The organism is Bifidobacterium sp. ESL1133, assembly GCF_058107325.1.
On the sequence record NZ_JBYLUI010000003.1, the window covers coordinates 183,803 to 203,647 of the forward strand.

At 57.3% G+C, this 19,845-nt stretch carries 18 protein-coding genes and 1 tRNA gene; 9 read left to right on the forward strand and 10 right to left on the reverse strand.

Annotated elements, in window-relative coordinates:
* From dnaB to AC3B5A_RS04340, 3 genes are all read right to left on the reverse strand, one after another.
* Complete coding sequence (dnaB, locus tag AC3B5A_RS04330) at positions 1-1,446, reverse strand: replicative DNA helicase (RefSeq protein ID WP_489799145.1); 1,446 nt, start codon at positions 1,444-1,446, stop codon at positions 1-3.
* 234 nt (positions 1,447-1,680) lie between these two features.
* On the reverse strand, positions 1,681-3,024 hold the full coding sequence (locus tag AC3B5A_RS04335) for an MATE family efflux transporter (RefSeq protein WP_489799147.1): 1,344 nt from the start codon (positions 3,022-3,024) through the stop codon (positions 1,681-1,683).
* A gap of 37 nt (positions 3,025-3,061) precedes the next feature.
* Positions 3,062-4,969 (reverse strand): DUF6541 family protein, encoded by a 1,908-nt coding sequence (locus AC3B5A_RS04340; RefSeq protein WP_489799149.1) that lies wholly within the window; start codon positions 4,967-4,969, stop codon positions 3,062-3,064.
* A 129-nt stretch (positions 4,970-5,098) separates the two neighbouring features.
* On the opposite strand from AC3B5A_RS04340, the gene AC3B5A_RS04345 reads away from it, so the two are divergent.
* Together AC3B5A_RS04345 and AC3B5A_RS04350 are read left to right on the forward strand one after the other, a co-directional pair.
* Positions 5,099-6,454 (forward strand): FtsX-like permease family protein, encoded by a 1,356-nt coding sequence (locus AC3B5A_RS04345; protein WP_489799151.1) that lies wholly within the window; start codon positions 5,099-5,101, stop codon positions 6,452-6,454.
* A 1-nt stretch (position 6,455) separates the two neighbouring features.
* Positions 6,456-7,511, forward strand: coding sequence for an ATP-binding cassette domain-containing protein (locus AC3B5A_RS04350; RefSeq protein WP_489799153.1), 1,056 nt, complete (start codon positions 6,456-6,458; stop codon positions 7,509-7,511).
* A gap of 61 nt (positions 7,512-7,572) precedes the next feature.
* Here the strand turns inward: AC3B5A_RS04350 and AC3B5A_RS04355 are convergent, their stop codons facing one another.
* The 5 genes from AC3B5A_RS04355 to AC3B5A_RS04375 all read right to left on the reverse strand — a co-directional run bounded on the left by AC3B5A_RS04355 (position 7,573) and on the right by AC3B5A_RS04375 (position 9,924).
* The gene (locus tag AC3B5A_RS04355; RefSeq protein WP_489799155.1) at positions 7,573-8,028 is read right to left on the reverse strand and encodes a helix-turn-helix domain-containing protein; all 456 of its coding nucleotides are present in this window, start codon (positions 8,026-8,028) and stop codon (positions 7,573-7,575) included.
* A 52-nt stretch (positions 8,029-8,080) separates the two neighbouring features.
* Positions 8,081-8,608 carry a hypothetical protein gene (locus tag AC3B5A_RS04360; protein WP_489799157.1) on the reverse strand — a complete coding sequence of 176 codons (528 nt, stop codon included), beginning with the start codon at positions 8,606-8,608 and terminating at the stop codon, positions 8,081-8,083.
* Between the two features lie 82 nt (positions 8,609-8,690).
* Positions 8,691-9,407, reverse strand: a complete 717-nt coding sequence (locus AC3B5A_RS04365) for an HD domain-containing protein (RefSeq protein WP_489799159.1) — start codon at positions 9,405-9,407, stop codon at positions 8,691-8,693.
* Between the two features lie 158 nt (positions 9,408-9,565).
* Complete coding sequence (locus AC3B5A_RS04370) at positions 9,566-9,757, reverse strand: hypothetical protein (RefSeq protein WP_489799161.1); 192 nt, start codon at positions 9,755-9,757, stop codon at positions 9,566-9,568.
* Positions 9,754-9,924, reverse strand: coding sequence for a hypothetical protein (locus AC3B5A_RS04375; protein ID WP_489799163.1), 171 nt, complete (start codon positions 9,922-9,924; stop codon positions 9,754-9,756). The genes AC3B5A_RS04370 and AC3B5A_RS04375 overlap by 4 nt, the downstream gene beginning before the upstream one ends.
* 578 nt (positions 9,925-10,502) lie before the next feature.
* Here AC3B5A_RS04375 and AC3B5A_RS04380 point away from each other — a divergent pair.
* From AC3B5A_RS04380 to AC3B5A_RS04410, 7 genes are all read left to right on the forward strand, one after another.
* Positions 10,503-11,471 carry an SIS domain-containing protein gene (locus AC3B5A_RS04380; RefSeq protein WP_489799165.1) on the forward strand — a complete coding sequence of 323 codons (969 nt, stop codon included), beginning with the start codon at positions 10,503-10,505 and terminating at the stop codon, positions 11,469-11,471.
* 2 nt (positions 11,472-11,473) lie between these two features.
* Positions 11,474-12,301 carry a PfkB family carbohydrate kinase gene (locus AC3B5A_RS04385; protein WP_489799166.1) on the forward strand — a complete coding sequence of 276 codons (828 nt, stop codon included), beginning with the start codon at positions 11,474-11,476 and terminating at the stop codon, positions 12,299-12,301.
* Between the two features lie 87 nt (positions 12,302-12,388).
* Positions 12,389-13,102 (forward strand): GntR family transcriptional regulator, encoded by a 714-nt coding sequence (locus tag AC3B5A_RS04390; protein ID WP_489799168.1) that lies wholly within the window; start codon positions 12,389-12,391, stop codon positions 13,100-13,102.
* A 75-nt stretch (positions 13,103-13,177) separates the two neighbouring features.
* Positions 13,178-14,653, forward strand: a complete 1,476-nt coding sequence (locus tag AC3B5A_RS04395) for an amidohydrolase family protein (protein ID WP_489799170.1) — start codon at positions 13,178-13,180, stop codon at positions 14,651-14,653.
* Positions 14,654-14,817: 164 nt separating this feature from the next.
* The gene (locus AC3B5A_RS04400; RefSeq protein WP_489799172.1) at positions 14,818-16,353 is read left to right on the forward strand and encodes a YfcC family protein; all 1,536 of its coding nucleotides are present in this window, start codon (positions 14,818-14,820) and stop codon (positions 16,351-16,353) included.
* Positions 16,354-16,557: 204 nt separating this feature from the next.
* Positions 16,558-16,827: a hypothetical protein gene (locus AC3B5A_RS04405; RefSeq protein ID WP_489799174.1), complete on the forward strand. Its 270-nt coding sequence runs from the start codon at positions 16,558-16,560 to the stop codon at positions 16,825-16,827.
* Positions 16,824-17,096: a hypothetical protein gene (locus AC3B5A_RS04410; RefSeq protein ID WP_489799176.1), complete on the forward strand. Its 273-nt coding sequence runs from the start codon at positions 16,824-16,826 to the stop codon at positions 17,094-17,096. Before AC3B5A_RS04405 ends, AC3B5A_RS04410 begins: the two co-directional genes overlap by 4 nt.
* 74 nt (positions 17,097-17,170) lie before the next feature.
* Here the strand turns inward: AC3B5A_RS04410 and AC3B5A_RS04415 are convergent.
* Both AC3B5A_RS04415 and AC3B5A_RS04420 read right to left on the reverse strand, forming a co-directional pair.
* Positions 17,171-17,244, reverse strand: a tRNA-Gly gene (locus AC3B5A_RS04415).
* 107 nt (positions 17,245-17,351) lie between these two features.
* On the reverse strand, positions 17,352-19,607 hold the full coding sequence (locus AC3B5A_RS04420) for an exo-alpha-(1->6)-L-arabinopyranosidase (RefSeq protein ID WP_489799177.1): 2,256 nt from the start codon (positions 19,605-19,607) through the stop codon (positions 17,352-17,354).
* Between the last annotated feature and the right edge of the window lie 238 nt (positions 19,608-19,845).

A 19,845-nucleotide genomic window follows, 5' to 3' on the forward strand; every position in this document is an offset into this window, starting at 1 on the left:
TCACACCCCCTGCTGGTAGTCCTGCGGCATGTCCTTGAACTTCGAACTGGCGCCGAGGAATGCCAGATTGAAGGTGTCGGTGGGGCCGTTACGATGCTTGGCCATGATGATGTCCGCCTCGCCCGGCCTGTCTTCCTGGTCGTAGAAGTCTGGGCGATGAACCAGAAACACCACGTCGGCGTCCTGCTCGATGGAACCGGATTCTCGCAAGTCGGAAAGCTGGGGTTTGCGGTCGTTGCGCATCTCGGGGCCACGGTTGAGCTGGGAGAGGGCCACCACGGGCACTTCGAGCTCTTTGGCAAGCAGCTTGAGCGCGCGGGAGAACCCGGACACCTCTTGCTGGCGGCTTTCCTCGCGCTTGCCTGAGCTCATAAGCTGCAGGTAGTCGATGACCACGAGTTTCAAATCGTTGGTTTGCTTGAGACGACGACATTTTGCGCGAATTTCCATCAGGCTCATGTTTGGGCTGTCGTCGATGAAGAGCGGCGCCTCCTGCATTTTGCTCCAGAAGTTGTTGAGCGTGTTCCACCGGTCGGGAGTGATGTCTTCGGCGCGACGCATGGCGGTGAGCGGAATGTTGGTTTCTGCGGAGATAATGCGCTGCGCCAGTTCCACTTTGCTCATCTCCAAGGAGAAGATGACAGAGGTCATGTTGTTGTGGAGCGCGGCACTGCGTGCAAAGTCCACGCCCAGTGTGGATTTGCCCATGGCCGGGCGTCCTGCGACCACGATCATCTGGCCAGGCTGCAAGCCTTGGGTCACATCGTCAATGTCTCTGAATCCAGTGGGTACGCCTTTTTCCAGCTCACCGTTCTGCAGCTTGTCAAGCTGTTCGAGCGTATCTTGAACTACCGGGCCGATGGCGCTGTAGTCCTGCCGCACCTTGCCGACGCTCATCTCGTAGATCTCAGACTGCGCCAAGTTGACCACATCTTCGGCCTGCGAGCCTTCGGCCGAGTAGCCCAGCTGGGCGATTTTCGTGCCAGCTGCAATCACGTTGCGCAGCACGGCACGCTGATGCACGATTTCGGCATAATAAGTAGCGTTGGCGGCGGTAGGCACCGAGGCGACCAAGCTATGCAGATAATCTGCGCCACCTACCTTCTCCAAGTCGCCGGACTTGAGCAGCTCGTTGGCCACGAGCACGGCATCCACCGGTTGAGATGCGGAGAAGAGGGTGATGATCGCTTCATAAATGGTCTGATGCATGGGCTGGTAGAAGTCGGCCACATCGATGGTCTGCGAGACCTCGCCGATGGCATCCTTGCTCATGAGCATGCCGCCGAGCACCGCCATTTCCGCGTCGTCGTCGTGCGGAGGGATACGGTCGAACAGCGGCGAGCCGGCGCCGATGCCTGCGGCGTCCGCATGCGAACGATTCGCGTTCGACGTATATCCGTTCGAACCCGATGCCGAGCCTTCATCCCAAGAATTTCCATCTGCCATGCCTCAAGTATAAGAAGAGCTACGAAACTTGGGCTGCAGGAGGAGGACACGCACGGGCTGCGCAATGTGGACAGAAAAATAAGTTATCCACATTTAGGCGCAGACAGCGGGGATAACCGCGCAAGTTATCCACAACATGGGTATAACTCTGTGCACAACTTGGGGATAGTTTCCACACCATCATCTTTTGGTTGCGCAATGCGCTTCGATATGCTACAGAGCGGAACAAGCGACTCAGAGATGCATCCACTGCTCGCCGCGCGCACGCAACCCGTTGAACAACGAACGCCCGCCGATAAACACCACGCCAAACACCGCCCACAGCAATACCATCGCCACACTGTCCCCGATGTGTACGGTCTTGCACAATGCATCCAACGCAAACAGCAACGGCAGATACGCCACGGTGACCACCGAACAGGTCACGGCCAAATACATGTAGTCTCCAGCACCGATGAGAATGCCATCAAGCGCCCACATCCAGCCGGCAAGCGGCAGCGCTAAAGCAACAACCACCATGCCGACACGGATAAGCGACTGCACACCTGGCACCGAACTGAACATAGGTGCAGCCAACTCACCGAACAGGGCAGTCGCCACGCCGATGGCCACACCACCCACCAGACCGGCCTTCGCGGCAATATCAGTCAGCGCGCGTGCCCGGGCGCGCTGCCCTGCCCCAAGTTCAATCGCCACAAGCGCCTGCCCGGCAATGCCGATGGCATCGAGCATGTTGAGCACGAAATTCCATGTGGAATTAACAGCCTGATAGGCGGCAAGCACTTCGGTACCCATGTGCGTGGCAAGCACCACCGTGGCCACCAAGCAGATACGCAACGCCAACGTGCGGATAAACAAGGGCAGTCCGTCGCTGGCCGTATGCATGATGCCCGCCACACGAGGCGCCAAACGTGCCCCCGACTGACGCGCCCACACCAAAGCCGGCACAGCCAAGAACAATCCCATGAACCATTGCGCCACAAACGTAGCCAAACCCGAACCGGCCACGCCCCAGTGGAACACGAAAATGAAAAGCACATCAAGCACAGTATTCACCACGGCTCCGCTCACCGCCGCCACGAGGGTGATACGAACCTTTTTCAAACCACGGAAAATACCGTTCGCCGCATAGACCAACAGCATGCCCGGCAACCCTAAAATAACCGCTCGCAAATAACTCACTGCATTGATCAGCACCTCCCCGCCGGCACCCATGGCCTGGCACAGCGGAGTAGCAAACCCGAACAGCAACGCCGAAACCACCACACCGATGACCAACGCCAGCCACATGCCGTCCACACCGGTTTCGAAGCCCTCGCGATTGCGCCCGGCCCCCATGAGCTTGCCCACACTGGACGTAGTGCCATAGGCCAAAAAATTGCACAGACCTGCTGCGGTGAGCATGATGGTGCTGCCGATGGACAGACCCGCAAGAGCCGCCGTACCGATATGACCGACCAACGACGTGTCGATGAGTACGAATAGAGGATCGGCAATAAGCTGGCCGAACGTGGGCACCGCCAAGGCGATGATCTGCCGGTTGATGCTGCTGCGTTCTGCGGCGTCTATGGTCTGCATGGCCTCAACCATAGCGCATCAGCCAAGATTGAGACGGTTAATTTCCACAGGTGAAACGGTACAGTGCCCAACCTTCGGATTCGGGTGCCACATTACCGAAGTCCTTCACTTTGACCAGCGTGCCATCCTCCACATACCGGTCTATGAGCCGTTGATCATGGAACACGTCGTACTGCTGCTTGAAGGTAAACAACCCCAAGCTCGGCGCTTGAGGCCCCATGGAGAGGAAGTAGACCGGACCGTGCGCAGACTTTCCCAAATCGGTACGACTCCCTGAGCCGTCAAGACCGACAGGGCACACCGCACCCAGCGCCTCAGCGCCCTTGCCCGAGCCAAAGGCATCCTCAACCCGGCCGAACACCGCACCATTCTGCTCGTGCATAGCGTTGTAGATGGGGTACAGCATATTCGCGCCATACATTGCCTGAGCGTACATCGAACCATTCATGGGATCGGAAATGATGAGCGCGTCTGTGCCGGCGATATCTACGGTCTGGCGCAACACCTTCACCTTGGCCGAAGTGAGCTGGTCATCCGGAGCCTTACGATCCAACTGCATGTTGTAGCCCACCGATTCGCTCAGCTGCGTGCGTGTGACGTTACCGAACTGGACTACCAGCGTCAGCGCCACCAGCAGCACGGCAGGAATGGTCATGCCCCACGAACGCTCGCGAGTACGCACGCCCCGCACAGCAGGCACGAACCGTTCCCAATCCAGCTTGGCAAGCGCACTGACAGCGAAGACCAGCAACGGCACCAGTGCGATCGGCAGCATGGTGAGCGGACGGGTCTCGGCGCGGTACCAGGCGGCCGCCACAATGTTGGGGAACCATCCAGTGAGTGCAGCCGAGCACACGTACACCAGGCACACCAGAGCTACGTCCATCAGCATAGCGAGAGCATCCTTACGCACGCGCACAGTTGAGGCAGATGAAGCAGAGGTGGAGGCGCCAGAGGCGGAAGTAGGCCGCACCATCACCTGCGGTCGAACCACCAGCATCAGCACCACCGCCAGTGCCACCACCACTGCCACAGCCATGGCCCCTCCGGCAAACCCGGGAATGTTGTCGGAGACAAAGACTTTCAACGCCTCACCGAGGCTGCGCGAAGGCGTATACGTGTGGAACCAGCTGGAGGGGTCAAGGTAGCGCGTCGACGTGTAGTGCGAAGTCATGTAGCCGTAGAATGCCACCGCCAGCACCGCCACCGCCGCCACCGCACCTGCGATGAGCTTCCACGGCAGACGCAGCAGAATATATGGCGCCATGAGAAGCAGCCAAGTGAAGGCAATGCGCGGGTGGGCGAAGATGTCCAGCGCACCCAACGCCACTACTGCAGCAATCCAGCGCACGCGATTGCGTCGCTCGGCAATTGCGTCAAAACAGCGCAATGACACATACAGCCAGAAGGGCAGCAGTGTGGTGGCCAGACCGTAGGAAATCAAAGGCCCCTGCGCCAACATATAAAAGGGATGACTCGCGGAACTCACCGCCAGCACCGGCACGGCGAGCATCATCACACACGAGAACGGCCGCCAGTCGCGCGCTTGCCCGTCAACTTTCCTCGTCCAGTATGAGGCCAACAGACTCATGCCGACAGGCCACAGCACACCTGAAGTGAACAGCCATACCACGTTGAACGCTGCATAGATGCTGATGTGGGCGCCGAATAGGTTACCAAGCTCGATCAGTCCCGCCGCCGCAAGATGGAACATGGGCGGGTAGTAGGCATCGTTGGGCCACAGGTGCAGCGCCGCAGCAGGACCGAACTTCAGAATCTTGCGAATAAAGTAGTAGTGAGCCGGCGCGTCAATCTGCTGCAACGGTTCGTTCCATGCACCGGAGGCGTTGGGAAACCATGCGATAACGATGCACAACGCGATGCCCACGCCCAGCACGGCGCTCAACGGCAAGGAAAGGGATTTGAGACGACGGGTCAGCTTCATACCGCATATCCTAGCCGAAACGAGGCACACGCGCCTTCCCAGCGAGCGCTCACCCAATTCCAAGAATTTCTTCTTATACTGGCCAGCAGGCACAATAGAGGTTTTGAAAGCACACGAGAAGGAGCCCGCATGTTTGTTGTCAGCAACGCTTGGGAAGCCTTGAAGCGCCACCCTTGGCGCAACCTGTTCACCGCAGTGCTGGCCGCTCTGGCCATGTTCACTGGTGTATTCGCACAATCGACGCACGCCGCCGACGCGCAGGTGCATGGCGACGAATACAACGCTCAGCAGACCACGGCGGTCGTCCGACCCTCGGCACAGACCTTGGCTAAACGTGACGATGCCGACCCGAACACCACGAAAAGCTATCTGACGTACAAGAAATACTCCACGTACGCCTCGGCACTCGACCAGGCAGGAGTACAGGCACAGTACAGTTTCGCGGAATCGATGCCAGTGCGCCAGAACGGCAGTGTCAAGGCCGTGTCCGGCACCGCAGACCAGCCGTCTGATCGCACCGGAGGCGAGTTCACGCTTACCGCTCTGTACGACAAATCCGGCATCTCCATCAACAAGCTCGGCCGGTTCACCATCAAGCAAGGCAAACAGCTCGATTTCCAGTCCGCAGGCAAATCTGACGCGCTCGTGTCCACTGCGCTGGCCGAGCGCAACCATTTGAAAGTCGGCTCCACCTTCACCGTGGGCGCCCCCAGCGATGCCGGAACATCGTATGATGTCAAGGTGGTAGGCATCTACCAGTACACCGATCCTGCGCCGGCAGGACGTGACGATTCAGCGAAGCTCGCCAAGAACAATCGCGACAATGCCATTTACACGTCCGGCACCTTCCCGATTTTCGCCACCTCCAACGACTCGGTCGACGATTCCACAGCCAAAGGCTGGGACGTCCCTGAATTCGATATCGCGTTCACCATGCAAAGTGCCGACCTGTACCCCACGTTCGAGAAGACGGTGAAGCAGCTGGGCATGCCCAAGGGCTATGAGGTCAGCTCCCCCACGCTGGAGCGCTACAACGAGTCAGTGGCGCCATTCACCAAGTTCGCCGTCAACGTGCGTTCTGCATCCACTGCAATATATGTGCTGGCCGGACTCGCGATGCTGGCGTTGCTGGCTTGGAACTTAAGTGGGCGACGAGACGAAATCGGCATGGACATGGTCATCGGCGTAACCCGCCTGCGTATCGGCTCGCAACTGGCGCTTGAAACATTGCTGCCAACACTGCTGGGCATGATCGTAGGCGGCGTGGCAGGTGCGCTGAGCGTCAAACCTCTTGGAGGCGCACTGCGAGCCGGACATGACATCACACTCACCGGTGATTGCTGGATGGCGATGTGGTACGGCCTTGGGTTCGTTGCCATCGTTGCCATCATCGCTTTTGCCAGAGGGTTGGCGGCACGCACCGACCGTCTGTTTGATACAAGAACGACACCCGACGCAGCACAAGACGACAACGAGGAGGCCTGATATGAGCGACGATACCAAGGACAACATCGAACCGACCTCCGCCGAACACGAAAGCGAAGAAACCCGTAAGGACGAAGGCTCGGTCAACAACGAAGGCTCAGCTAAGAACGAGGATGCAGCCACGAACGAAGCCAAGGGTGCGAGCACCAGCGAGCAAGCGAGCAGCGAAACCACCACGCCGAAGGCTCCCGCATTCACCGTTGACGACGACTACGAGGACGACCCCTACACTGTTGTCGAAGAGACGAACGACAGCAGTCTTGACAGCTTTGCGCAGGAAGCCTCGGCACTGTTCAGAGCAGCTCCAGCGTTTACGTTTGACCACGTGACCATTACCGACAAGAAAACCGGTCGCAGCCCGCTAAGTAATGTGTACTGGCGGTTTGAAACTGGCAAACTGGTGGCGCTCACCGGTGCTGCCGACGATCAGCGACGCGCATTCATGGCTGCGGCCGGCGGATTCATCCGGCCGAACCAGGGCCAGGTCATGCTCAAAAGTGCCAGCCTTGCCGACCTGGAAATCAACGAAATTCGTGGGCATCGGCTTGCGCTCATTCCACAACAGTACGCGGTGTGGGATGAGCTCGATGCGCTGAGCAACGTCACCCGAACCATGAAGGCGTCCGGCCGCACGTTCCTCAACCCCATTCCCCAGATTGCGCGTCAACTGTTGAAAACGGTGGGGTTTGACGAGGCAGTGACCGGTGTGCCGCTGATCAAGGTCAGCGAACTTAACAGACGGCGCGTGGCTGTGGCCCGTGCTATCTCGTGCGATGCCACGGTGATCATCGCCGACGATCCGTTGCACGGTTTGGAGCGCGAGGATCAGAAGACGCTGTTGGCGCTGCTCAAGCGTTTGGCTCATCAAAAAGATCCGCGCCGCTGTGTCATCGTTCTGGACGAAATGCAATCTGATGATGTGGCGCAGACGGACACCAACAGCGACGGCTCCTCCGAGTCTGACGCAGACACCACCGCAGACCGCAGCACAGCACAAAACCGGCCGACCAGCCTGCTCGCCGACAACTGTGATCAAACGTTCGCCTTCGACAACTAGCAACTCCTTCCCACCAGCACGCGGTCAGCCTGAAGCACCACCCGCAAAGAGGCACCACACTTCAGGCTGGCTGCGCAACTGGCAAAACACGAGATTCAACTACCTCGTTCCCTGCCAATGGTGAACGCGCAGGCTCATCTACGTTCAACTTATGCACATCGCCCTCACTCCCTACTGCACCGCTCACAGACTTTCGCTTTGACGCATGCTGACGATATCTACTACCCTCAACCATGGTAGCTCGGCTTCCGCGAGATTGTTCTTCGGCCGGGTGCAACGCATATTCGATACGTACCCCTACCTCAAGCGCATAATCGGTCAGTAACGATACCAGCCCAGTTTTGCCCGTTTCAATTTGCGATATGGCAGACTGAGTCACACCCATTTCCTCAGCCAAATCAGCTTGCGTCATGCCGCGCTGTTTACGCATCGCCACCAAGTCGCGTAACAGGTCGTCGCCCGCCTGATACAAGTCATACGCCAGCTCACGATAGTCATAATCGGTCTCGAGAGTCATCTCTACCCCTCCCCAATATTAGTTATTCTTATAAATCTACCACAACCTCATATCACCGCACCTCCGCACACTTTATATACCGTTCACACACCCGCATAGCGACATCGATTTCAGCATTCTGCCTCGCACGAATCACCGCATCATCGCCACGCACATCTTTGATATGCATATGCAATCCCACAACTTGCGCTGGCATTGGAAGCGGCTCGTACACATAGTGCCTGATTTGCTCCGACACAGCACCACGCAACAGTCTCATGTCACGGTAGAACCTCAACTCAAACATGGAAATTCCGTCATATGCTCTCACAAGCGAGCAAACCTCGTTACCTGGGACCACCCCGCCTCTTACCACACTATCGAGCTTCGCCTCAATAAACGCTTCGGTTCTCAAACGATACTTATCAAACCACTTCGTCCCCAGCCGCCCCCATGCAAATTCTTGATTAGCAGCCTTCAAGGCAAACCATACAGCTAGAGCATGCTGCCAGCTCTCGCCCAAACTGCGAGATACCGGCTGACCTGCCCAAACATAGCGCACCGGCTTACCGCCTGAACAACGACAACCAAACTTCTCCATACGTCCTCCCGTCTTACATCAGTACAAGCCGAGCCTAACCTGCATAATCAAGACCTTGGGCGGACAGGTGCAATATAAGTAATCACTGTTCTAGTTGCATGTTGAAGCGTGCTGCGAGCGCCGGAATATCTGGGGTACCGTATTGACGAACTAGGTCAAGCCACTGGCGCTCGTTCGCCTCGCCAAACCTGGCAGCTTTACGTGCGTAGGCCTGCGCGGTCAGGAAGCGCGGCGGTATGGATTTGCTGTTGTATTTATCGGCCACCATTACCACCTCCTGCTCGAGGTTCATCGGCACATAATCATCCACCGGCAGCGGCAAGCCCTGCGCTTCCACCTGCTCGCGAGTAAGCCCCACGCCAGTATGGTTGCGTGCAAACTGCGCTACTGATTCATCCACACCCTGCTCGAGCAGCCACCGGTAGCCTCGCAAACCATGCAGCACATAGTTTGGCCCGTCGAACTTGAGCTCTTGCCCGTCGGTACCGTCGTTCGCCAGCACCAGATAGGTGCCGATGTCATGCAGCATTGCTCCCACCACAGCAAGCGACTCATCCAGCAAGCGCGGCGGCATCTGACCGCCACTCACCCCGTCCGTTGCCGGCACGGCATCGCCTTGTGCGCCGGCCGGCAACGTGCAGCGCCGCACAAACAGCGCGTTCTGCCGCTGCACCAGCTGCCTGGTAATCGTGGCCACCACCACACAATGGCCATGAATCAGATTATACGCAGCCTGTGAAGGAGCGATGCGATGGTGCAGTTCATCAGCCTGCGCCAATGTAGGAACGAAATCAGTCATGCTGTTTATTGTAGGCACACTGCTCGCGCATATCACGCGCGTCAATCAACCATACGCCCGACAACACACCAACAACAATATCGAGTGACAGCCATCCGCAGAACGACACAACTTGATTCTCCCTGCAGCAGCGCTGTCACTCGTGAACATCACAGCGATTACTCATCACTGTTCTTATGTTGATCTGCGATATGCTCCAATGCCATGACGATAATCATAAGTAACCACACAACCGGGTAAGCAAATGCTCCCCAGAACTGCGAACCGGTAAGCCACGACACGACGTGAGCACTCACCAACGCCAAGCCGAAGAAGCCAACAGCAATATAGATTGTTGCATTATTTTTCATAGGAGGCACCCAGCAACATCGGCACCATGCTGAGCAGTTTTTGCAATGACTTCAGCCTCATCCATGGAATTCACTGTCGAGGCAGCGGCCGTACCTGTGCAAAGCGCAGGGATAGTTAAGACTGCAACCGCAGTCGCGATTTTATACTTTAGCGGGATTTTTTTCATGGCGGTCTCCTTGCCGTCGTATTTATGTACACGTCATCTGTGTACATAAAACATAATATACCTAATGAGCAATTTTAGGGGCAGAATTCCAAATCACGCAGAAGATCTGCTAAAAATAACCGTAAACAAACTTTACACATCTCCAGCTGAGAGCCTTATCCCGTTCGCTATTCCCAAACAACAACCATCCAAAACCGCCGTACCAACTCCTACTCGTCATCTACGCCAACCATCTGACACAAAGATTCCTAAACAGCGATACAACCAGTCAGCAGCAAACACTGAAAGCCTCTCACGGATCTCATACGCATACATTATCCACACACCCTACTAATTCTAAGAGCTCATCCAAGGAACACTAAAGACAAGAGATATGTGCCAGAAGTTGAGAGATCAGCAAACATCAGCCATATCCTAAATGAATGAGCCACTCAGATCGAAATCAGAACCACACCTGCACTCATCGTCATGCAAGCAAGCTGCCACCATAAGGAAAATCAACTTGACAAACAACCGCAATGTGCCATATTCTATAGGCAATACGTCATGTGACGTTATGCCATAACAAGGAGGTATGCATGGACGTGCAGAAGTGCGCATCACAACTGGTCAAGAGCACCGACAACAAGCTGAGCGAAGTCTACTTCGTAGCCTGCGGCGGCTCTCTGGTGGACATGTATGTGTCGGACTACTTCATCAAAGCGGAATCGAAGAAACTGACAAGCGGCCTGTACACTGCGAACGAATTCGTTCACGTGCCGCCTGCCAAGCTCGGCAAGAACTCGGTCGTCATCCTCTGCTCGCACAGCGGCGGCACCCCTGAGACCTTGGAAGCCGCGCGCGTGGCCCACCAGGCCGGGGCACAGACCGTCGGTCTGACCTACAACCAGAAAGCCGATCTGCTGCCGCTGTCGGATCACTCGTTCGTCTACGAGTGGGGCGACGAGAAGAGCGTGCACAACAACCCGATGGCCATCATGCTCGACCTGACCGTCTCACTGGTCAACGAGGTTGAAGGCTACGCACATTACGAAGCCTTCCGAGGCGCCATGAACATCATCGACTCCGTGGTCGCCAAGGCCGAGGACGCAGTCGTGCCCCGCACCAAGGCCTTTGCCGAACGTTACAAAGACGAACCCATGTTCTACACCATGGCTTCGGGCGCCTCCTACGGCCACGCGTACGGATTCTCCATCTGCTCGCTTATGGAGATGCAGTGGCTCGACGCCGCACCCATCCACTCGGGCGAATTCTTCCACGGCCCGTTCGAGGTGACCGACAAGGACACTCCGTTCATCCTGGCCATGGGCTTGGGCCGCACGCGCGAACTTGACGAACGCGCCTTGAAATTCCTCAACCAGTACGCCGAAAAGGTCGAGGTTGTGGACGCCAAGGAGCTGGGGCTCGACGCAATCGACGACTCGGTTAGCGAGTACTTCAACCCGGTGCTCTTCTACAGCGTGCTCAGCAAGTACCGTTACGCACTCTCCATCGTACACAACCACGATTTGGACTCACGGCGCTACATGGGGAAGGTGGAATACTGATTATGACAGGCACAACAAAGGTGTTGGGTCTGGGAGACCAAGTCGTCGACCAGTACGTCAACCTGAACGTGATGTATCCGGGCGGCAACGCCCTGAATTTCGCAGCGTTCGCCAAACAGCTCGGGTACGATTCCGCCTTCATGGGCGTATTCGGCGACGACCGTGAAGCCCAGCATGTCAAAGACAGCATCGACAAGCTGGGCATCGACCGAAGCCACTGCCACACCGAACATGGCGAGAACGGCTGCGCGAAAGTCAACATCGTTGACGGCGACCGTGTGTTCGTCGGCAGCAACGAAGGCGGCATCGCCGGCGAGAAGCCGATTGAATGCACGCAGGACGACCTCGACTACATCGGTTCGTTCTCCCTCATTCATATGGGCATCTGGGGCAACAGCGATCATATGCTACCGCAGATCTCCAAGCTGGGCGTACCGATCTCGTACGACTTCTCCGACGAGTTCACCAACGACACACTCGAGGCGCTGCCGTACGTGCAATACGGCTTCTTCTCGCTCGACATGCCCGACAACCAAGTGGAGGTGCTGCTCAATCATCTCTTCGCCCCGTCCAACAAGGTGCTGATGGCCACACGTGGTTCCAAACCCACCATTGCTTACGACGGCGAACGCTTCTACGAGATGGCTCCGCACGTGGTGAAGGCGGTCGACACCATGGCCGCAGGCGACTCTTCGCTTACTGCGTTCCTGCTCTCCCACGAGATCGAGGGGAAGGGGGTCGAGGAAAGCTTGAAGGACGGTCAGCGTTTCGCCGAGCAGGCGGTGCAGTTGAACGGATCCTTCGGCTTCGGCACGCAGATTCACGAGTGAGGGATACGGCTAGACTGTCCGGCTGACTTCGACATTGCGCCCCTCTTGGTATCATGAAGTGAGAGTTCATATATGTGAGGGGTCAACATGCTCGAAGGCAGTGCTGCGGTGCCGATGTACCTTCAGCTCAAGGCCTCGCTGCTGGCCGACATTCGTTCCGGCCGCTATCAGCAGGATGAGATGATCCCCTCAGAACCAAAACTCGGCGAACTCTATGGCGTCTCGCGCATCACCGTACGCAAGGCGGTATCCGAGCTCGTCGAGGAGGGATATCTGGTCAAGCGGCAAGGCAAAGGCACCTTTGTGCGCCACCACACCATCGATCGGAAAATCGCCTACGTTTCGGGATTCAGCGAAAGCGCCGAACAGGCGGGGTTCACGGTTTCATCGGTGTTGTTGCGCTGCGAAGAAACCCCAGCCACAGACGACGTGGCCCACAAGCTGCAAGTCAGTCCCGGACAGCCGGTGCTCTATACCTGCCGCAAGCGGATGGCGGACGGCCGACCGGTGATGTTGGAAAACAACTACTTCCCACTTCCCCGGTTCGACTTTCTCAAACGTGAGGATCTGACCGGTTCGTTGTACCGTCTGTTAACAGACAAGTACGGTATTGAGCCGATACATCCCAAAGAGACCACATTGTCCATGACCCTCGCCGATGCGGACATGGCCCGGACCATGGATACGCTGCCCGGCACCCCTTTCTTCAAAGTAGACACGTTTATCTGCGACCAAGACGACAACCCCATTCATGCGGGTTGCCAATATTTCCTAGGCGAACTGTACACGTTTAGCATCTGAGAATTTCGGTTTGGCGATCGCCCGTTGGCGCAGCCATACCTTCTACGGTTCGCCTCAATCAGCGAAGGAGCTGAAATGAGAACCATAGTCAGGTCCCGTCATATCCTCGACGGGACAGGAACCGAGCCCTACCAAGGATACTTGGAGTTCAATGGACCGACATTAACCAACGTCACGAAAGGATGGAAATACGGCCCCGTTGACGACGGCACCACCGTGGTCTGCGCGGACGACGGGTTCGTCATGCCCGGCATCCACGACAATCATGTCTTCTTCTCTGGCTGGCTCGCCGCCAACTGTGGGGTAGACCTCTCTCACGCCGCAACTGTGCAGGAGGCCGTTGACATCTTCGCAGACCAGCTGAGGGCACATCCGGATACGCCGGTGTATGCACATGGGTGGGATTCGAATGCTTGGGCAGAGCAGGTGACCCGAACCATGCTCGACGAAGTTTCCGCCACAGTACCGTTGCTGGCCATCAGCCAAGACCGATCCACATATTGGATGAATACCGCAGCAGTCGAGCGTTACGGTTTCACCGAAGGCGATGCCGCCGCAGAAAAACGGCACCGGCTCATCGCCGAGATGGTCCAGGACAAGGCTTTTGTGAACACCGGGTGGAACAAGTTCCAACACATGCTCCTATCTCGCGGAGTGGTGTCTTGCAAAGACATCGTCTTCGACGATTGCACGGTGCACGAAGCCATTGACGACCATCAGCTCGCAGTGACCATGACCATCGAGGCGGTGGCACATCCGTTCGACCCCGATGCCCTGCAACGTCTGAGTAATCGCGACTTTGGCTCGCACTTGCAGTTTGGCGGCATCAAGTTCATGGTTGACGGTGTGGTGGCCGATGGCACAGGCGACATCTACGGCGAATACCGTGACGGTTCCACCAAACCTGCCATCGACTACACCAAACTCGAAGACAGCGTCGCGCAGTTGGCCGAACGCGGCATCTCTTGCTGCCTTACCGCCGAGGGCGACCGGGCAATAGATATGTCAGCCGACATGCTGGCCAAGCATAGCAACGAGAACACACACCATTCAATCAGCGATCTGGAAATGGTCACGCATCATGCGGCTCTGACCATGGAGCAGGCCGGTATCACCGCCGAGATATACCCGCAGATTCTGGGCCTCAACCCCTCGCTCGACGAGGCCTATATGAGCCAGACCATAACAGGCGAAGACGGTGGCAATTTCTACCGCTACACCAACCTGACCGAAGCCGGCACCGCAGTGACATGCGGCACGGATTGTCCACTGTTCGTCACATCAGTACCGCAGTCACTACTGCGTGCCAGTCGCAGGCGCTTCGACCACGGCGACGAACGCTGGTTCCCACATCAGGCCATGCCCACCCTCGACCTGCTTGACGCATGGACGCACACAGGGCGCGGCGATGAACATCACGAGCTGAAAGAGGGCGCCCCATCCACCTTCGTGATATTCGACCATGACCTTGCCGGATGCAGCGACCGCGAACTAGGCACCACCCGCGTGCAAGCCACATACGTCGACGGAGCACTGGTCTACCAAGACTGACGCGCCCGCAGCGGTGCGGCTCGACCGACGGTGCATCGTCACCTCCATGCCACGATGCACCATCACCGTGCCTGCCCGGCACCGCCGATTCCGGCAGTCACCGCACCGACACTTCAACACTTCAACAATCAATCAATGACAACGAGAGAATGCAAGGAACAACAATGAAGAAATTCATAGAGAAAATAAGGCATATCGGTTTTCCACACAGTTATGCGCTCATGTTCATACTGCTGATTGTGGCGGCAGTACTCACTTGGGTCATCCCCAGCGGTGAGTTCGACACCAAAAGCGTGACCGTAGACGGCAACGCCCGCGACGTGGTGGTTCCCGGAACCTACCATCAGATTCCCAAAGAGGGCCATACGCAAAGCCTCTGGCAGGTACTTGAAGCACCGAGCAACGGCATTGCCGCCGCCGTCGATGTGATTGCGTTCGTGCTCATCCTGGGTGGTGCCTTCGGCATCATTTTGAAAACCGGCGCCATCGACCGCGGCCTGCGAGCGCTGTCCGACTTCCTTGGCAGCAAAGGCATCCTGGTCATTCCGCTCATGATGATTCTGGTCTCGCTGGGTGGTTCCACATACGGCATGAGCGAGGAACTCATACCGCTGTTTATCATTTTCATCACCTTCATGCTGTCGCAGGGATTTGATTCGCTGACCGCCATCCTCACCCTGTTCCTGGCCAGCCAAGCCGGCTACATCGGTTCCACCATCAACCCATTCAATGTGCTCATCGCCCAGGGAATCGGCGGCATCCACGGCAATCCCCTACTGTGGATGCGCATGGTGTGCTGGGTGATCATCACGGCAATCTCCATCGCCTTCACTATGCACCACGCCATGAAAGTGCGCAAGAATCCCGAATCCTCCATCGTCTATGACACCGACCAAGCACTGCGAGCAAAGCTGAGCGATCACGGGACCAACAAGAACGGGGAACTGTCGAGCGACAACGATGAATTCACCACCAACGACAAAATCATCATCGCCATCTTCGTGGCCGGACTGGTGCTCATGGTGTACGGCATCCTGGCGCAAGGCTGGTACATGACCGAAATCAGCGCGCTGTTCTTGGCCATGGGCATCATCATCGGATTTGTCGCCCGTTTCAAGGTCAACGAAATCTGCGACAGTTTCGTCGCCGGTTGCGCCGACTTCGTCTACGCGGCCGTCATCATCGCGCTGGCTCGCGGCATCCTGGTACTCATGGAGAACGGTGCCATCATCGACACCATCCTCAACGCGCTCGCCGGAGCACTCGGTGGCCTGCCCAAGCCGCTGTTCACCACCATCCTGCTGGCCGTGCAGAGCATCATCACGCTCTTCGTGCCTTCCTCCTCAGGGTCCGCCGCACTCACCATGCCGGTGATGGGGACCGCTGGCCGACCTGGTGAACATCAACCGCGATGTCATCGTACTGAGCAACCAGTTCGGCAACGGCTTGATGAATATCATCAACCCTACCGGCGGCGTAATGCTCGCAGGACTTTCGGTAGCCGGTATCGGGTTCGGCAAGTGGCTGAAAATCGGCAGCAAGATCTTCGGCATCCTCTTCGTCGTCGCAGCAGTACTGCTCTGGGCCGCCACACTGGTGATCTAGCAAGCGGGGGTGCTGCGAGAAAAGTTTGTACGACGAAAAATGTCGTTCATGCTTCCCACAACACTCAATCCCAACACCATGCAGATACCCTATAGACCAAGTTGAGTGAGCGGTGGGCGGATAGTTTCCGTCCACCGCTCACTGTATTCGCACATCAAAGACTGCGATTGGGAAAACTTGAACGCGGAAATGTGTCCACGTTCCCCGCAGTACCCCAATCTCCGCACTACGCAGAGTGTTGTGCTTCTTCATCGCCTGGTCTGATTGCGGCCAAACCGTAGAGTGTTATACTGTATGTCATGCGCATCGTAATACACCCTCACGCCTATAAGCACGGTCTGTCAGAACAGCAGATCGTAAGCGCCTATGAGACAGGGAGCCACGGCATGCGTATCAGACAAAGAGACAGAGACGCCGACCCGCCACGATGGGCGATGATCGGTTTCGATGCACAAGCCAAACCCATCGAACTGGTCGTCGTCGAGGGCGCCGGCGACACGAACATCGTCGTCCACGCGAACTACCTGACCCAGGGGTTCCGAGATGAATTGGAAAGGAGCAGATCATGAACAACAACAAATACATTGCCTCGGATGGCACGGTCTTGACCGACGCACTGGTCGAGAGACTGGCCGGGGAGGCCGAACAGGGCTTCCCGAACAGCGAATTGACACCGGTCACAGGCAGACCATGGGAGGCTCCACGCGAACCAATGCGCAGCCACGCCATACGTATGCCCGACTCACTATGGGAACTCATCAAGCGAGATGCCGACCGTCAAGGCATGAGCGCCAGCGACTGGGCAAGACAGACCCTTGCAAGCGCTTTGGTCAAGTAAAGACGATTGTGAAGTTTGAGCACCCACTCGTTTCTCGATTGTCTTGTTTTCGCTGGTCTTTCAGCGTTTCGAGATGGAGCGGATGACGGGAATCGAACCCGCGTAATCAGTTTGGAAGACTGAGGCTCTACCATTGAGCTACATCCGCGTGCCGCCGTGTACCGGCAGCAAAGTCATTGTACACGACCCCCAGGTCAGTTGCACAAGTACCGTATCCTCCCCGCACTTGGCAAGAGAGGATACGGCCACAAGTCACTACTGCTGGCTGACGCGCTCATACTCGGCAAGCGCGCGGGACGACAGATCCTTGGCCACGTCAGCGCCGACCATCATGGAGATACCACCCAAGGGTGCGGTCTTGAGGAACATGACAATAAGCTGGCTTTCGGGGATAACCGGACGACCATACTGCTCGTCGAGCTCGGCGATGACCTTGTCAATCACTTTGGAGCCAACCGGATCGGCCTGCCACTCGCCGAAGGTGGACCATTCGGTGAGCTTCATCTTCTTGCCGTCGTCGTCCAGATCCACAATCACCGTATCGGCGATATCTCGCGAAGAGGTGCCGACTTCAATGCCGTAGGAACCGCCCTCGACCTTCCAATCTTCAAACTGCTCGGACCAGTAGGCAAAGGCGCGCGAGTCCAGCTCAAACTCGACTTGGGCGGACTCACCGGCTTCAAGATGCACCTTCTTGAACGCCTTGAGTTCGTGCACAGGGCGAGCCACCTTGCACTTGGGCGGTGCCACATACAGCTGCACCACTTCAGCACCGGCCTGCTTGCCCGTGTTGGCAACGCGCGCAGTGACACGTGCCGTCTGCCCGCCGGTCTTCTCGGCATGCACATCGCCGATTTCGAATGTGGTGTAGCTCAGGCCGAACCCGAACGGGTAGGCCACACTCTTGTGGAACGTGTCGTAGTATCGGTAGCCCACGAACACGCCCTCGCCATAGTCCACATGCCCTTCTTCGCCCGGCCAGTTCATCATGGTCGGATCATCGTCCAGGCTGTTGATAACGCTCTGGGCGAGCTTGCCGGACGGGCTCACATCACCGAAGACGACGTCGGCGGTGGCAGCGCCACCGGCTTGGCCGAGCAGCCAACCTTCGAGGACGGCTTTGGCGGAACCGGCCCACGGCATGGATACCACGGAGCCGTTGGAAAGCACCACGACCACGTTCTTGTTTACGTCGGCAACAGCTTCGAGCACCTCGACCTGCTTGGCCGGGATGTCGAGCGTCTCACGGTCGAAGCCCTCGGATTCGGCTTGTGCAGGAAGCCCAAGGAAGAGCAACACGGTATCGGCGCTCTGTGCGGCAGCCACCGCCTCGTCTGTCAGGGCAGGATCCTGCTGAGCATCGTCGAGTGTGAAACCGGGAGCGAACCGGGCTTCAACCCCACGGTCTTCGAGCGCATCAAGGAAGCTGGTGAGCTTGTTGGGGTTAATGAGCGAGGAGCCGGCACCTTGGTAACGCGGAGTGCGAGCGAACTCACCGATCACAGCCAAGCTGGCACCTGGCTGAATCGGCAGCAAATCGTCGTCGTTCTTCAGCATGACAATGGATTCGCGAGCGGCTTCACGTGCCACCTCGTTGTGTGCATCCACGTCGTAACGGTAGCCGGCAGCACCCTGTTCCATTGCCGGACGAGCTTTGTTAACCAGATCAATCATGCCTTGAGCCATACGTTCCAGCTGCTCGGCACTCATTTCTCCGTCGCTCACTGCATGCACAATCTCGTCGTCGGTGCTGGTAGGCGGCATCTCCAAGTTGAGCCCTGCATTCAGTGCGGCCGTGCGGTTGTGCACTGCACCCCAGTCCGACATAACCAGGCCTTCAAAACCCCACTCCTTGCGCAGCACGTCGGTGAGCAGCCAACGGTTTTGCGAGGAGTATTCACCATTGATTTGGTTGTACGAGCACATGATGGTCCACGGCTGGGCTTCCTTGACGATGTGTTCGAAGGCAGGGAAGTAGATTTCGCGCAAGGCACGCTGCGAGATGTTCGCACTGACGCGCAGGCGATCGGTCTCTTGGTTGTTGGCCGCAAAGTGCTTGACCGATGTGCCGATGCCTTTGGACTGGATGCCCTCAACCTCGCCCACAGCCTCATGACCGGTCAGGTACGGGTCCTCACTCCAGAATTCGAAGCACCGTCCGCCGAGCGGATTGCGCTTGATGTTGATGCCAGGCCCCAGAATGACTGCGACCTGTTCCTGCACGCACTCCTCGCCCATGGCTTCGCCGGTGCGCTTGATGAGTTCGGGGTTCCAGCTGCTGGCCATGCCCGCCGCGGGCGGGAAACAGGTGGCAGGAACAGCCGCATCCACATCCATGCCCTCGAGGTTCTGGGCTTTGCGCAGACCATGAGGCCCGTCGGTAATCGTGTAGTTAGGCAAGCCTTTGGCTTCTACCTTGCCGATGCTCCAAGGGTTGGTGCCGCTGGTCAGCGCCGCCTGTTCCTCGATGCTGAGATCGCTTGCCTTCGTTGTAGGGTTCTGATTGCTCATATCTCGCCTTTCGTGAGATTCGTGGACGCATTCTCCATTGAGCGCCAAGCCCACCGATGTGTTCATGGTTGCTATTCCTGCTGCATGCCTGGCACCACCTGTCCGAACCGAAGGAACGGACCGTGCAACCTCGCATCAGCCGAAATATTAGGCTCAGTCTAGCAACACTAACTGCGCACCGCAAGCGTGCTCGGCATAGCTCACATTATATCTGTGAGAAATATCCATAAAGACCAGC